The sequence below is a fragment of the Pseudomonas sp. REP124 genome, from assembly GCF_020164475.1.
GTDB lineage: Bacteria > Pseudomonadota > Gammaproteobacteria > Pseudomonadales > Pseudomonadaceae > Aquipseudomonas.
In genome coordinates this window covers 1-15,899 of record NZ_JAIQWX010000046.1, presented here as the reverse complement: position 1 = coordinate 15,899, position 15,899 = coordinate 1, and the positions used below count along the sequence as shown (strand labels likewise).

9 protein-coding genes are annotated in these 15,899 nt (G+C 62.6%); all 9 read left to right on the top strand.

Annotated features, from left to right (window positions below; translation table 11 throughout):
- The first annotated feature begins 13 nt into the window (after positions 1-13).
- Positions 14-1,804 (top strand): malto-oligosyltrehalose trehalohydrolase, encoded by a 1,791-nt coding sequence (treZ, locus tag K9857_RS13615; protein WP_224536524.1) that lies wholly within the window; start codon positions 14-16, stop codon positions 1,802-1,804.
- Entirely contained in the window at positions 1,801-3,879 is a 2,079-nt protein-coding gene (malQ, locus tag K9857_RS13610; protein WP_224536522.1) for a 4-alpha-glucanotransferase, read from the top strand. The genes treZ and malQ overlap by 4 nt, the downstream gene beginning before the upstream one ends.
- On the top strand, positions 3,876-6,653 hold the full coding sequence (locus K9857_RS13605) for a malto-oligosyltrehalose synthase (RefSeq protein ID WP_224536520.1): 2,778 nt from the start codon (positions 3,876-3,878) through the stop codon (positions 6,651-6,653). The genes malQ and K9857_RS13605 overlap by 4 nt, the downstream gene beginning before the upstream one ends.
- Positions 6,654-6,672: 19 nt before the next feature.
- A complete protein-coding gene (locus tag K9857_RS13600; RefSeq protein ID WP_224536519.1) occupies positions 6,673-7,005 on the top strand; it encodes a DUF2934 domain-containing protein in 333 nt (110 codons plus the stop codon).
- A gap of 230 nt (positions 7,006-7,235) precedes the next feature.
- Complete coding sequence (glgX, locus tag K9857_RS13595) at positions 7,236-9,392, top strand: glycogen debranching protein GlgX (RefSeq protein WP_224536517.1); 2,157 nt, start codon at positions 7,236-7,238, stop codon at positions 9,390-9,392.
- A gap of 278 nt (positions 9,393-9,670) precedes the next feature.
- Positions 9,671-10,429 carry a PIG-L deacetylase family protein gene (locus K9857_RS13590; RefSeq protein ID WP_224536516.1) on the top strand — a complete coding sequence of 253 codons (759 nt, stop codon included), beginning with the start codon at positions 9,671-9,673 and terminating at the stop codon, positions 10,427-10,429.
- A 433-nt stretch (positions 10,430-10,862) separates the two neighbouring features.
- Entirely contained in the window at positions 10,863-11,657 is a 795-nt protein-coding gene (locus tag K9857_RS13585) for an endonuclease/exonuclease/phosphatase family protein (RefSeq protein WP_224536514.1), read from the top strand.
- A 271-nt stretch (positions 11,658-11,928) separates the two neighbouring features.
- Positions 11,929-14,493 (top strand): autotransporter outer membrane beta-barrel domain-containing protein, encoded by a 2,565-nt coding sequence (locus K9857_RS13580; RefSeq protein ID WP_224536513.1) that lies wholly within the window; start codon positions 11,929-11,931, stop codon positions 14,491-14,493.
- A gap of 313 nt (positions 14,494-14,806) precedes the next feature.
- The gene (locus tag K9857_RS13575) at positions 14,807-15,868 is read left to right on the top strand and encodes an autotransporter outer membrane beta-barrel domain-containing protein (protein ID WP_224536511.1); all 1,062 of its coding nucleotides are present in this window, start codon (positions 14,807-14,809) and stop codon (positions 15,866-15,868) included.
- Positions 15,869-15,899: the final 31 nt, after the last annotated feature.

The window sequence follows — 15,899 nt, the reverse complement described above, 5'->3', positions numbered from 1 at the left end:
AGAGGCTTTCAAGATGCCGTTACGGACCCTTGAGACCTGGCCCCACGGCGCAATCATGCTGGACGCTGAACACACGCAATTCGCGTTGTGGGCGCCAGATGCGTTTTACGTCAGTGTCGAATTGGAAAATGGACAGTCCATGCCGTTGTTGCCCCAGGCCGACGGCTGGTTCGTGATCAACACTCGCTGCGAGGCGGGTACGCGCTACCGCTACAACATCGATGGCGAATTGGAGGTGCCCGACCCGGCCTCCCGCGCCCAGAATGGCGATGTGCACCGGTACAGCGTGGTGGTCGATCCCCACGCTTACCGCTGGCGGCACAGCACTTGGCTGGGCCGCCCGTGGAATGAAGCAGTGATCCAGGAATTGCACGTCGGTGCCCTCGGCGGTTTTGCCGCCGTCGAGCAGCATCTGGCGCGCCTGGTCGAACTGGGTATCACCGCGATCGAACTGATGCCCGTGGCGCAGTTCCCCGGCGAGCGCAACTGGGGCTACGACGGGGTGCTGCCCTACGCGCCCCAGGCCTCCTATGGCAGCCCCGAACAACTCAAGCACCTGATCGACACCGCCCATGGCCACGGCCTGGCGGTAATTCTCGACGTGGTCTACAACCATTTCGGTCCCGACGGCAACTACCTGCATCGCTACGCCAAGGGCTTTTTCAATGAAGACAAACACACGCCCTGGGGCGCGGCCATCGACTTCAGCCGCCGCGAGGTGCGGGATTTCTTCATCGATAACGCCCTGATGTGGCTGCTGGAGTACCGCTTCGACGGCCTGCGCCTTGACGCGGTACACGCCATCGAAGATCCGGATTTCCTCCAGGAACTGGCACAGCGGGTGCGCCAGCAGATCGATCCGCCGCGTCACGTCTGGCTGATGGTGGAAAACGAGCACAATCAGGCGAGCCTGCTGGAGCAAGGCTATGACGCCCAGTGGAACGACGACGGCCACAACGCCCTGCATGTACTGTTGACCGGCGAAACCGATGCCTACTACGCCGATTACGCGCAAAATCCCACCGAACAACTGGCCCGCTGCCTGAGCCAGGGCTTCGTGTTCCAGGGCCATATCAATCGTCATGGCCAAAGCCGTGGCGAAGCCAGCGGACACCTGCCACCCAGCGCTTTCATCCTGTTCCTGCAGAACCACGATCAGATCGGCAACCGCGCTTTCGGCGAGCGCCTGCATCAACTGGCGCATCCCGACGCCTTGCGCGCCGCCACCGCGCTGCTCCTGCTGTCGCCGATGATCCCGCTGTTGTTCATGGGCGACGAATACGCCGCCGAGCAGCCGTTCCTGTTTTTCACCAGCCATAACGGTGAATTGGCGCAACTGGTGCGCGAAGGCCGGCGCAACGAATTCGCCGCCTTCAAGGCGTTCGCCGATCCCCGTCAACGCGAACGCATCCCCGATCCGAATGCGCCGCAGACCTTCGAAGCGTCCAGACCTACACTCAAAGACGCAGGCGTTTCGCGTACCGAAGCGCTGTATCGACAGCTGCTGCAGATCCGCCACCGGCACATCATCCCGCGTCTGCCCGGCGCCCAGGCGCTGGATGCCGAGGTATTGGCCACAGGCGCGGTATCGGCGCGCTGGCTGATGGGCGATGGCAGCCAATTGCGTATCGACCTGAACCTCAGCGACGTGCCGGTGGTCCACTCACCGCACACCGATGCGCAACTGTTATTCGAACAACCACCACGTGGCCAGCAAGAACAGGGCACGCTTTCGCCATACAGCGCGCTCGTTAGCCTCAAGGCCGCGCCCCCTTTGCTACCCCCGAACGGAGAGCGTGAATGAGCGATGCGCAACTGGAAATCCTCGCCAGCCGGGCGGGCCTGGCGGTCGACTGGATCGACGCCAACGGACGCCAGCAAAAGGTCGCCCCCTCGGTCTTGCGCAACGTTCTGACCGGGCTCGGCCATCCGGCCGGCAGCGCCCAGGAAATCGACGCCAGCCTGGTGGAATTGCAGCAAGCGCAAGAGACCCTGACCCTGCCGCCACTGATCACCGCCGACGTCGGTATCGGCCTGAATCTGGCGCACTTTTTCGAACCGCACACGCCGTGCGAGATTCACCTCGAAGACGGCTCGCAACTGAGCCTCAAGCTTGATGCCGAAGCCACCCTGCCGGGAATGATTCCGGTGGGCTATCAGCATGTCAGCATCGACGGCCAGAACTTTACCCTTGCCGTGTCTCCCGAGCGCTGCTTCAGCGTAGGAGACGCCGTGGACTCGCCGATCCCGCGGGTCTGGGGCCTGAGCGCGCAACTCTATTCCCTGCGTCGCACCGGCGATGGCGGGTTCGGCGATACCCTGGCGCTGGAAGAACTGGCACGGGTGGCGGGCGAGCGCGGCGCCGAAGCCCTGGCGATCAGCCCGCTGCATGCCATGTTCGCCGCCGACACCGGGCGCTACAGCCCCTACTCGCCCTCCAGCCGTCTGTTCCTCAACAGCCTGTATTGCGCGCCCGGCGCGATCCTGGGTGAACGTGCGATGCGCGCAGCCATCGACGCCACCGGCCTGGCGGACGAACTCAGAGAACTCGAGCAGCGGCCGCTGATCGACTGGCCGGCCGCCGCCAACGCCAAGCAACGCCTGCTGCACGCCCTGTACGAAGGTTTCATCCAGGGCGAACACCCGCTGCACGCCGACTTCAGCAGCTTTCGTCACGCTGGCGGCGAAGCCCTGGAAAATCATTGCCGGTTCGAAGCCATTCAGGAGGTCCGCGCCGCCAAGGGGGAAAACCTCGACTGGCGGCAGTGGCCCGAACAATGGCGCGATCCGCGCAGTGCCGCCCTGGCCGAATTCGCCGAAGAAAACGCCGAGCGCATCGGCTATTTCGCCTTCTGTCAGTGGCTGATCGACCGCAGCCTGGAACGCGCCCAGACCGCCGCCCGCAGCAGTGGCATGAGCATCGGCCTGATTGCCGACCTCGCCGTCGGCGCCGATGGTGGCGGCAGTCAGGCCTGGAGCCGCCAGGATGAATTGCTCGCCTCGCTCACTGTCGGCGCGCCGCCAGACATCCTTAACCGCAGCGGCCAGGGCTGGGGCATCTCCGCGTTTTCCCCCGAAGGCCTGGTGCGCAACGGCTTTCGCGCCTTCATCGAAATGCTGCGCGCCAACTTCGCCCACGCCGGCGGCCTGCGCATCGACCATGTCATGGGCCTGCAGCGGCTGTGGGTGATCCCCAACGGTGCACCGCCCGCCGATGGCGCCTATCTCTATTACCCGATCGACGACCTGCTACGCCTGCTGACCCTCGAATCCCATCGCCATCAGGCCATCGTCCTCGGCGAAGACCTCGGCACCGTGCCCGACGGCCTGCGGGAAAAGCTCATCGCTCGCTCGATGCTGGGCATGCGCGTGCTGCTGTTCGAACAGGACAACACCCACTTCAAGCCGATCCTCGACTGGCCGGACAACGCGCTCGCTACCACCAGCACCCACGACCTGCCGACCCTCAACGGTTGGTGGCATGGACGTGATATCGACTGGAGCGCCCGCTTGAACCTGATCGATGCCAACGGCGAAATCGAATGGCGCCAGCACCGCGAAAGGGAGCGTGAAGGCCTGCGCCGGGTCCTGACCCAGGATCCGCAGAACTTTCGCGAGGAATCCCACGAAACCGATCAGGTACTGGATGCCAGCGTGCGTTTCCTCGGCCACACCCGAGCGCCGCTGGTGCTGTTGCCGCTGGAAGATGCCCTGGGCATCGAACAGCAGGCCAACCTTCCCGGCACCATCGATACCCACCCCAACTGGTCGCGACGCCTGCCCGGCTACAGTGAAATCCTGCTGGACAATCCGGACGCCGCGCGGCGCCTGGAACTGCTGGCCTGCGCGCGACTCCAGGCCGCAGAGCGTGATTCATGACGGTGCAGTCCACTCCACAACCGATACGGGCGACCTTGCGCCTGCAATTTCATAAAGGCTTTACCCTCGACGACGCAGTTGCACTGGTGCCGTACTTCGCCAGGCTCGGCATCAGCCACGTGTATGCCTCGCCGCTGCTGAGTGCTCGCGCCGGGTCGATGCATGGTTACGACGTGGTGGACCCAACCACGGTCAACCCGGAGCTGGGCGGTGAGGCGGCCCTGCGTCGTCTGGTCAGTGCGTTGCGCGGCCAGCAAATGGGCCTGATCCTCGATATCGTCTCCAACCACATGGCCGTCGGGGCCAGCGACAATCCCTGGTGGCTCGACCTGCTCGAATGGGGCCGGCTGAGCCCCTACGGCGAATTCTTCGACATTCAGTGGCATTCACCTGACCCGTTGATGGAAGGCCAGTTGCTGTTGCCATTCCTGGGCAGCGACTACGGCATCGCCTTGCAGGACGGCACCCTGCCCCTGCGTTTCGATGCCGGGCGCGGCGCGTTTCATGTCGAACATTACGAGCACCATTTCCCGATCTGCCCCAGCCATTTCGGCGAACTGCTCAAGAGCGACGCCGAACCGCTCAAGGCTCTGGCCGACCGTTTCAGCACCCTGAGCTATCAGACCGATGCCCACGGACTGGCCATTCCCCTGAAGGAAGAGCTGCGCGAACTGGCCCGTGATCCGGCCATCCTGAAAGCCATCGAACAGCACCTGCAAAGCTACGACTCGACCACGCCCGAAGGCTTCGAAAAGCTGCACGATCTGCTGGAGCGCCAGAGTTATCGCCTGGCCAGCTGGCGCACCGCGGCGGACGACATCAACTGGCGGCGCTTTTTCGATATCAACGAACTGGGCGGACTGCGGGTCGAAAGGCCCGCTGTATTCGAGGCGACCCACGCGAAGATCTTCGAACTGGTGGCCGATGGCTTGATCGACGGTCTGCGCATCGACCATATCGACGGGCTTGCCGATCCCCGGGGTTACTGCCGCAAGTTGCGGCGGCGCGTGGATCGTCTGGCGCCAGGCCGGCATTTGCCGATCTACGTCGAGAAAATCCTCGGCGAAGGTGAAACCCTGCGCCGCGACTGGTCGGTGGACGGCACCACCGGTTATGAATTCATGAATCAGCTGTCGCTGCTGCAACACGACCCCCAGGGCGAGCAGGCCCTCGGCGATCTGTGGCAGCGCTACAGCGAGCGCCCGGCGGACTTTCGCCAGGAAGCGCAACTGGCCCGCCAGCAAATCCTCAACGGTTCCCTCGCGGGTGATTTCGAAAGCGTCGCCCAGGCCCTGCTGCAAGTGGCCCGGGATGACCTGATGACCCGCGACCTGACCCTCGGCGCGATCCGCCGCGCGTTGCTGGAACTGATCGTGCACTTCCCGGTTTACCGCACCTACATCAGCCCGCTCGGGCGTTCGGCCCAGGATGAAGTGATCTTCCGCCAGGCCATGGACGGTGCCCGGCAAACCCTGGGCGAGGCCGACTGGCCGGTGCTCGATTGCCTGGCCGGCTGGCTGGGAGGCGAGCCTTGGCGCAAACGCCCGGCGGGACGGGCCCGCAAGCGCCTCAAGCATGCCTGTGTGCGTTTCCAGCAATTGACCTCGCCGGCAGCGGCCAAGGCCGTGGAGGACACCGCGTTTTATCGCTCGGCGGTCGTGCTGTCACGCAATGACGTCGGTTTCAGCACCGAGCAGTTCAGCGCCCCGGTGGCCGATTTTCACGGCGCCTGCACCCAGCGCCTGGCCGAATTCCCCGACAACCTCTTGGCCACCGCGACCCACGACCACAAGCGTGGCGAAGACAGTCGCGCGCGCCTGGCGGTGTTGAGCGAGCGCAGTCGCTGGTACGCCGAACATGTCGGTCTGTGGCGCACCCTTGCCCGACCGTTGCGCGACGATGACCTGGCACCGTCGGCCGGCGACGAACTGATTCTGTATCAGGCACTGCTTGGCAGCTGGCCACTCGAACTGGGTATCAATGATCCAGCAGCCCTCGAGGATTACGCCGAGCGCGTCTGGCAATGGCAACGCAAGGCTCTGCGCGAAGCCAAGTTGCAAAGCAGTTGGAGCGCGCCGAACGAGGCCTACGAACAAGCCTGCGAAACCTTTCTCAAGCGCCTGTTGCTGACGCCCGAGGGTGAACTGCTGCGCTCGGCCCTCAGCAAGGCCGTGCAAACCATTGCGGCCCCCGGCGCACTCAATGGCTTGGCGCAAACCTTGCTGCGCATGACGGTGCCCGGGGTGCCGGATCTGTATCAGGGCAATGAGTACTGGGACTTTTCCCTGGTCGACCCGGACAACCGCCGCCCCGTGGATTACGCCGCTCGACAACAGGCGCTGCAGCAAGCGGCGGCGTTGCCGGAGCTGCTGGCGAACTGGCGTGACGGGCGCATCAAGCAAGCCTTGATTGCCCGCACGCTGGGCCTGCGCGCCGAGCACCCGGAGCTGTTTCGCCGGGGGACTTATCAGCCTCTGGAGGTCACGGGCAGCCAGGCCCATCGGGTGCTGGCGTTCGTTCGAGAACAGGCGGGAAAGCGGGCAATCGTGATCGTACCGATCCGCTGTGCTTCATTGCTGGAAAACGGTGCCGAACCGCAGGTCGATGCTTCGCAGTGGGGCGATACGCGGGTTCATTTGCCGTTCACAACAGAGGAAGAAAATCTCAAGGGACTTTTTTCAGGCTCCGCAGTCACAACACAAAAGGAGCTGCTGGTCAGCGCCGCGCTGGGGGACTTCCCGGTCAATCTGTTCATCCAAATTACCGACACTTGAGTTGTTCAGGAGCAATGCGATGAGTACCCAAGATAAACGCATCCGCGAGTTCGCCTATCAGATCTGGGAGTCCGAAGGCAAACCCGAAGGCCAGGAAGCCCGCCATTGGGAGATGGCCAGCAAACTGGCCGAAGCCGAAGCGTTGGCACCGAAAAAGGCGCCCAAGGCGACGGGCAGCAAGACCCCGGCCAGCAAATCCGCCGCAGCCGCCAAGACGCTCAATGGCAAGGCCGGCGAGCCGAAGGCCAAGGTCACCAAGGCCAAGCCAGCCGCTGCGGCATCGGTGATTCCGCCCGGGGAAAAGGCCGCCGAGAAAAAGCCCCGCGCCCCGCGTAAACCGCCCGCGGCCTGATGCTTTAACCGATTTGAACTGATTGATTTGAGTGGCGAGTGCGCTCGCCACAAGGGTTTCGTTTGCCCTATGAAAACTTCCTGAACTTGTGCAAGACCTGTGGGAGCGGGCTTGCTCGCGAAAGCGGCAGAACAGCCAGCATCAATGTCGACTGACACTACGCCTTCGCGAGCAAGCCCGCTCCCACAGGTAGCGCAAACCCCGCAGTTATCCGCCTTGCAGGAGCACCTATGACCCGCCCCAAAAAAGACACCCCGGCACCCCATGAGCCCTCGCGTATCCGCGAAGGCCTGCCCTTCCCGTTGGGCGCGACCTGGGATGGTCTGGGGGTCAACTTCGCCCTGTTTTCCGCCAATGCCACCAAGGTCGAGCTGTGCATCTTCGACGATGCCGGTGAGGTCGAACTCGAACGCATCGAGTTGCCGGAATACACCGACGAGATCTACCACGGCTACCTGCCGGACGCTCATCCGGGATTGATCTACGGCTACCGGGTTTACGGCCCGTATGACCCGGCCAACGGTCATCGCTTCAACCACAACAAACTGCTGATCGACCCCTACGCCAAGCAACTGGTGGGCAAGCTGAAGTGGTCCGAGGCGCTGTTCGGCTACACCATCGGCCATCCTGACGCCGATCTCAGTTTCGATGAACGCGACAGCGCGCCCTTCGTGCCCAAGTGCAAGGTGATCGACCCGGCGCACACCTGGGGCAACGATCATCGGGTCAGTGTGCCGTGGGACAAGACCATCATTTATGAAACCCACGTGCGCGGTATCACCATGCGCCACCCCGCCGTTCCCGAGAACGTGCGCGGCACCTTTGCCGGGTTGATGGTCGACGACGTGCTCGAACACATCCGCAAGCTCGGCGTGTCCACGGTCGAGCTGCTGCCGATCCATGCCTTCGTCAACGACCAGCATCTGTTGCACAAGGGCATGACCAATTACTGGGGCTACAACAGCATCGCCTTTTTCGCCCCCGACCCTCGGTACCTGGCCAGCGGCAAGATCGCCGAGTTCAAGGAAATGGTCGCGCACCTGCACGAAGCCAATCTGGAAGTGATCCTCGACGTGGTCTACAACCACACCGCCGAGGGCAACGAACAGGGGCCGACCCTGTCCATGCGCGGGATCGACAACGCCTCGTACTACCGCCTGATGCCGGACGACAAGCGCTTCTACATCAACGATTCCGGCACCGGCAATACCCTGGATTTGAGTCATCCGTGCGTGCTGCAGATGGTCACCGACTCCCTGCGTTACTGGGCTTCGGAGATGCATGTCGACGGTTTCCGTTTCGACCTGGCGACGATTCTCGGGCGTTATCACGATGGCTTCGACGAGCGTCACAGTTTCCTTGTCGCCTGCCGGCAGGATCCGGTGCTGCGGCAGGTGAAGATGATCGCCGAGCCCTGGGATTGTGGCCCCGGCGGCTATCAGGTCGGTGGCTTTCCGCCGGGTTGGGTGGAATGGAACGACAAATTCCGCGACACCGTGCGCGCCTTCTGGAAAGGCGACGATGGCCAGCTGGCGGACTTCGCCAGCCGCATGACGGCCTCCGGCGAGATGTTCAATCAACGGGGGCGCAGGCCATATGCGTCGGTGAACTTCGTCACCGCCCATGACGGTTTCACCCTCAACGATCTGGTGTCGTACAACGACAAGCACAACGAGGCCAACGACGAGAACAACCAGGACGGCAGCAACAACAACCTGTCCTGGAACCATGGCGTCGAAGGCCCCACCGACGATCCCGAGATCAATGCCCTGCGCCACCGGCAGATGCGCAATTTCTTCGCCACCCTGCTGCTGGCCCAGGGCACGCCGATGCTGGTGGCCGGCGACGAATTCGCCCGCACCCAGGACGGCAACAACAACGCCTATTGCCAGGACAGCGAGATCGGCTGGGTCAACTGGGACCTGAGCGAAGACGGCAAGGCGTTGCTCAAGTTCGTCAAACGCCTGATCAAGTTACGCCTGGCTTATCCAATCCTGCGTCGCGGACGTTTTCTGGTGGGCAATTACAACGAGGACATCGGCGTCAAGGACGTGACTTGGCTGGCGGCAGATGGCACGGAAATGACCACCGAACACTGGCACGACGCGCACAATCGCTGCCTGGGCATGCTGCTGGACGGGCGAGCTCAGGAAACCGGCATCCGACGCAAAGGGGGCGATGCCACGCTGTTGCTGGTGGTCAATGCGCATCACGACATCGTCAACTTCAAGTTGCCGGAAGTGCCTGATGGCGGGTTCTGGACGTGCATGATCGACACCAACCAACCGTCGATTCGTGGGCAGGAGCGGTTTGAGTTTGGGCATGAGTATTCGGTCACAGGCCGATCATTGCTGCTGTTCGAGTTGCAGCACGAAGAAGAGGAGTAAACAGGCCCTTGTAGCAGCGGGCGAAGCCTGCGTCCGGCTGCGAAGCAGTCGCCAATTCAGACACTGCGGCCTATCAGGCGGATCGAGTGCACAGGTTTTACGACTGCTGCGCAGCCGGACGCAGGCTTCGCCAGCTGCTACAGGGAACGCGGGATACAAATATCGACCGCTCGGAACATCGGCGCGACGAATTTCGATACATGAGCAATACTCTGCACGCGGCAGTTCCAGGGTTCGGAACGCGGCAAAATGCTATCAACGACAACAAGGACGTCACCATGAAACCGGTCTCTCAGCTCGATAACAGCGCGGCGGCGCAGATCTGGAATAGCGCCCCGCAGCTGGACAACGTTCCGGTCATCAACCCCCAGACCCTGGTTCCGCCTGGCGCCCGCGCCGTGGTCATCGCCCCGCATCCGGGCGATGAAGTGGTCACCTGCGGCGGCTTGCTGCAGTTGCTCAGCACCCTGGGCCACCCTCTTCAATTGATCTCCATCACCGACGGCAGCGCCAGCCATCCGGGCTCGCGGCAGTGGTCGGAGAAACGCCTGAGTGTGTTTCGCGGCCAGGAGAGTGTCGAAGCCTTGCGCCGACTGGGCTTGCCGATGCACAGCCTTAAGTGGATTCGCGGCGGTTTCACCGACAATGCCCTGGCCGAACATGAAGTGGAACTGACCCGTTTCATCGCCCGCTATCTGCGCCCGGGCGATGTGGTGTTCAGCACCTGGTCACAGGACGGCAACAGCGACCACGAGGCGGTCGGCCGCGCCAGCGCCAACGCCGCGACCATCGCCGGCGCCGATTTCAACGAGGTGCCGGTCTGGGCCTGGCACTGGCCGACCCGCGACAGCGGCATCATCCCCTGGCATCGCGCCCGCAAGGTCCGCCTCGACACCTGGACCGTCGCCCGCAAAAGCCACGCGACCCACGCCTACGCCAGCCAGCTCGACGGCGACCCCGCCATCGGCATCGCCCCCCTGATCCCCCGGGTCCTGCTCGACCGAATGCGCCTGCCCTATGAAATCGTTTTCGTCTGAGCCCGGCCAATCCAGCCCTGGATTTCATACAAATTCCTGTGGGAACAAGCCTGCTGGCGATGAGCTGTTCAGCCAACAAACTTTCTGCTGGATGCACCGGCCTCTTCGCGGGCAAGCCCGGCTCCCACAGGGTTTTGTGTCGACCGCAAATACCGCGCGCACCATCAAACCCTGTGGAGCCTGCTCGCGATGGTTTTTCAGCCAACAAATTTTCAGCTGGATGCGCCGGCCTCTTCGCGGGCAAGCCCGGCTCCCACAGGGTCCGCGCACACCATCAATCCCTGTGGGAGCGTGGCATGCCCGCGAATGGAGTCCAACGATGACGCTGGCAGCCTGACACCCCGCAGTAGACAGGCCAGCGAATCACGAAAATGAACTGCCCGCCCCACCGTGAGTCGCATACTTAGACATGCCTTGATCCAGAGGAGCGAACGTGACCAGCCATTCCGAGTCGCAGACGATTGAATCCCTGAACACCCCGTCGACCATCCATCGTCTGCGCGTCCTGACGGTCAACACCCACAAGGGTTTTACCGCCTTCAACCGGCGTTTCATCCTGCCGGAATTGCGTGAAGCGGTGCGCAGTACCTCGGCCGACCTGGTGTTTCTGCAGGAAGTAGTCGGGGAGCACGAAGGCCATTCCACGCGCCTGAACAACTGGCCGGCGATCTCCCAATACGAATTCCTCGCCGACAGCATGTGGAGCGACTTCGCCTACGGACGCAACGCCGTATACCCCGATGGCCACCACGGCAATGCGCTGCTGTCCAAATACCCGATCCGCGAATACCGCAACCTCGACGTGTCCATCACCGGCCCCGAACGCCGCGGTCTGTTGCACTGTGTACTGGACGTCCCCGGCCACCGCGAAGTGCATGCCATCTGCGTTCACCTGAGCCTGCTGGAAAGCCATCGCCAACTGCAATTGCAGTTGCTCTGCCAGCTACTCGAATCCCTCCCCGACCAGGCGCCGGTGATCATCGCCGGCGACTTCAACGACTGGCAGCTGCAAGGCAACGCCGCCCTGGCCCGACGCGACTACCTGCACGAAGCCTTCGAACGCCATCACGGGCGCCCGGCCAAAACCTACCCCGCCCGCTTCCCGCTGCTGCGCCTGGACCGCGTCTACCTGCGCAACGCCACCAGCCACGAACCCAGAATCCTCGGCACGAAGCCCTGGACCCATCTCTCGGACCACCTGCCGCTGGCGGTTGAAGTCCACCTCTGAATCGCTAGAAAACCCGATTTGATTGCCTGCTGAATCGATTGACCTGTTACTTCTGCCAGTAGAAACGGAAAAAAACTGCTGATACGTTGCTCACATCCCTGACCTGTACCCATGGATGTGTAACTCATAGCAGCCGCCGTTGCTGAAGGTTTTCGATTTCGGGTGAGTGCCTTACCGGTGCTGTCTCGCAACTTGTGCTGCCAAGGACGACTGATGCCTTGTCATTTTTGACACGGGGCCACTCAGTCGCTGACCACAAGCGGAGATGAGCATGAAGTTATCCAGTGATCTGCCCAAGTACCGTTTCAGCGCCTGCGCCGTTTCAATCTGGTTATGCATAGGCTGGTCCCCTTCTCTGCAAGCGGCTTGCACCTTCGCCCCCACCGCCGGTAACGACAATCATGTCTGCGACAGCGGCACCAGCGGGCCTCTCACTGATCTGGCGGGCAACAACACCTTGAGCTTTCCGGCCAATGGCACGGGCGTGGTCAATGGCACCGTCACGTTCGGGATCGGCAACGACATCGTCACCATGGACTCCGGGCAGATCAACGGATCGCTGATCCAGGGTGACGGTGCCGACAGGCTCACCATCAATGCCGGGCAGATCGCAGGTGCAGTCGAACAAGGCAATGGCATCGACAATTTCACCATGACCGACGGCACCATTCAGTCCCTGGCCCAAGGTGACAGTCGAGACTTTTTCTTCATGACCGGCGGCCGAATCATCGGCGCCTTCGAGGATGGCGACACCGCCACCATAACCGGCGGCAGGATTGGTCGGATCGACATGAAGCTCGACAACAACTTTCTCAACATGTCTGGTGGAATCGTTGACGGTAACGTTGTGACGGGATTCGGCACCGACACCATCATCCTCTCCGGCGGCACTATCGGCGGCTTTATCAGCGTCAGCGGCGGCAATGACAGCATCACCATCACCGGCGGCGAGGTGTTCGACGAGATCCGCACCAGCCTCGGCAACGACAGCTTCGTCTGGGATGGCGGCGGCACCCTGCGTTCGCGGGTGCTGCTCGAAGGCGACAACGACACCGCGACCCTGCGCAACCTCAGCGAAGCCACCCTCGCCCAGACCCCGACCATCGATGGCGGCATCGGCATCGACGTGCTGACCTTCGACAACACCAGCACCTCGGTGCCCGGCCGTTACGTCAACTTCGAAACCGTCAACCTCAACAACGGCTCGCAGCTGGATCTGGGCACCGGCAGTTTCGTGCTGGGCGACAGCAGCACCGGAACCGGCGTGTTCAACATCGATGGCAGCAGCATCCTGACCGCGGAGCAAGGCAGCATCAGTCCCGCCACCGCCGGCCAACTCGCCACCCTGAACAACGCCGGGATCATCGACCTGAGCACCGGTAACAACCGCACCAGCGACTCCCTGACCGTGCAAGGCAACTACGCCGGCAACGGCGGCCAACTGCTGGTGCAAAGCGTGCTCGGCGATGACAGCTCGCCCAGCGACAAACTGGTCGTCAACACCGGCACCCTGACCGGCACCACCACCATCGACGTCACCAACCTCAACGGCGCGGGTGCTGCCACCCTGCAAAACGGCATTCAGGTGGTCGAGGCCCAGGGTACGGCTACCAGTGAAGCCAGCGCCTTCAGCCTCAAGACCCCATTGTCAGCGGGCGCCTTCAACTACGTGCTGTACAAGGGCGGCGTCACGCCCGGCAGCGAAAACAGCTGGTACCTGCGCTCATCCGTGGTCGCGCCGCCATTGGTTGAGGTGACCGTGGCCAACCCGGATCCGACCCTGCCCCCTGAGGTCGTGCTGGTGCCTTTGGTGGCAGCGCCGGTCGCAGCCGCCGGCAGCCCGCCATTACCGACGCCGCAACCCGGCGCTGCGCCGATCGCCTTGTTTCGCCAGGAAGTTCCCAACTGGTCAGCCCTGCCGCCAGCCGCCGGCCTGCTTGCGATGAAAGCCCTCGGTACCTTCCACGAGCGCCAGGGCGATCAACGCCTGTTGACCGAGAAAGGCGTCTTCGGGGCGGGCTGGGGTCGCGTCTACGGCGAGAACTTCGACCATACCTGGGCCGGCACCGTCACGCCGAAGCTCAACGGCACGATCAAGGGCTTCCAGGTCGGTAACGACCTCTACAGCCGGGAAACCGCCGGTGGCCAGACCCAGCGCAGCGGCGTCTTTGTCGGCCACACGCGCCTCAAGGGTGATGTAGATGGTTTCAACGAAGGCTTCGAGGACAAGCGCGCGGGCAAGGTAGAGCTGGAAGGCGACCATCTCGGTGCCTACTGGACCCTCACCGATCCCGCCGGTTGGTATTTCGACACGGTGGCGATGTACACCTGGCTGGACGGTGACAGCCACTCCGATCGCGGCCTGGAAATCGATAACAAGGGCCACGTGGTCACCCTCTCGGCCGAAGGCGGCTATCCGTTCCCGCTGGCGGGTGACTGGGTGATCGAACCCCAGGCGCAAATCATTCATCAGCAGGTCAAGCTCGACAGCCAGGACGACGGCATCTCCCGGGTGTCGTTCGATTCCGATCCGGCCTGGACCGGTCGCCTCGGCGCACGCATCAAGGGGCGCTACACCCTCGCCGGCCTGCCGGTAGAACCCTATGTGCGGGCCAATCTGTGGCACACCTTTACCGGCACTGACACGGTCACTTTCGCCAGCAGCACCGATATCGACACCGAGCAACGCGCTTCCTGGGCAGATCTGGGTGTCGGGGTGAACCTGAGTGTCGCGCGCAACGTCAGCGTGTACGCCAATCTCGATTACAGCAGCAATATCGACAGCAATCAGCAGCGTGCAACAGCGGGAAACCTGGGGGTGCGGATCAGTTGGTGATACCGAGCAATGGCTCTAGTCCGCGACTTTTTTGACTATTTTTCCAACAAACAAGAACTTAGAGAGACGCCATAAATCAGTCACTTACAAATCCTAAGAAAGCAATACCGCTTATCGGCCATTTTCTTGACGCATGGTTGGGGGTCCTCTTGACTTCAGGTTACTACCCCCGGAAGTAACTATCAGGGGCAAGCCCCCGGACACCCGCGCAAGCGGGCGGCCCCCGGCTTGCCCCTCTCCATTCGGTCGCCCCTCGCTCGGGGTAGGAGAGACGCCAAGGCAAGTACGGCACGCGTTGCAAGGTAGCCCCACCATGAAAACTTCCTTCATCCAACAAGAGATCAAAATCACTTTTTGCACTGTCTCGAGTTCTCTCCTGCTGTGCTCCACTCTGGAAGTCCAGGCCTCGGCGGTCGAGGACGACACCACGCCCTGGTACAGCCAGAACGTCTCGATGCTGACCTTGCCCACGCTTGCTGCCACGTACTCCGGCCATTTCGGCCCTGCCCCACGAAGTAGTCATTTCACCACCGAGGACGCGACACCCGCTGCATGGGATCAGGTCTACGGCCAGGCCGCGCGCCAGGCGCAGACCGACGCGCTGGCCCAAGGCTTCACCAGCTTCGGCTCGGGGGAAACCAAAGGCCCGGCGATCCTGACACTGCAGAGCAACAGCGGCCATACCCAGCGCATCGGCCTGATTGGCGGCATCAGCCAGATCCAGGCCAACGGCAATGGCCCGCTGATCAACCGCGCCATGTCCGATCCCAACAACGACACTCTCAACCTTCAAGGCCAGAGCCTGGGTGCCTATTACAGCCTGACCGGGCCACAGGGCTGGCACGTCGACCTGTCCGCCAGCGGCGGTCGCGTCAACGGCTTCAGTCGCAACGTACAGGGCGCAAGGCAAGCCACCGAAGGCAGCGCGGTGACGCTGTCGGTCGAAGGCGGTTTTCCGATTGGCATCAGCGAAAACTGGGTGGTCGAACCCCAGGCGCAATTGATCAATCAGCGCATCACGCTGGACACGCCCTACGCGGGCTCCGGCAATGCTTCGTCCTCTGACTTGACGTCGTGGAGCGGCCGGGTCGGCGCGAAATTGAAAGGTAGTTACGACATCAACGGCCTGCCCGTCGAACCTTATGTGCGGACCAACTTGTGGCACACGGTGTATACCGGCAATACCGTGACACTGGATCAGGTCGACAAGATCAGCAGCAGTCGCAACTCGTCGACCGTGGAGCTGGGATTGGGTCTGGTTGCGCGGGTGACGCCGGTGGTGAGTCTGTATGTCAGCGCCGATTACAGCAGTGATGTGGATGACAATGATTTGAACGGGTTGATTGGCAGTCTGGGGGTGCGGATGCGGTGGTGAGGTAGTAATCCTGAAACCAATCGCGAGCAGG

Coding starts and splice junctions, on each gene's coding strand:
- treZ (WP_224536524.1), top strand. CDS start 14: ATGCCGTTACGGACCCTTGAGACCTGGCCCCACGGCGCAATCATGCTG.
- malQ (WP_224536522.1), top strand. CDS start 1,801: ATGAGCGATGCGCAACTGGAAATCCTCGCCAGCCGGGCGGGCCTGGCG.
- K9857_RS13605 (WP_224536520.1), top strand. CDS start 3,876: ATGACGGTGCAGTCCACTCCACAACCGATACGGGCGACCTTGCGCCTG.
- K9857_RS13600 (WP_224536519.1), top strand. CDS start 6,673: ATGAGTACCCAAGATAAACGCATCCGCGAGTTCGCCTATCAGATCTGG.
- glgX (WP_224536517.1), top strand. CDS start 7,236: ATGACCCGCCCCAAAAAAGACACCCCGGCACCCCATGAGCCCTCGCGT.
- K9857_RS13590 (WP_224536516.1), top strand. CDS start 9,671: ATGAAACCGGTCTCTCAGCTCGATAACAGCGCGGCGGCGCAGATCTGG.
- K9857_RS13580 (WP_224536513.1), top strand. CDS start 11,929: ATGAAGTTATCCAGTGATCTGCCCAAGTACCGTTTCAGCGCCTGCGCC.
- K9857_RS13575 (WP_224536511.1), top strand. CDS start 14,807: ATGAAAACTTCCTTCATCCAACAAGAGATCAAAATCACTTTTTGCACT.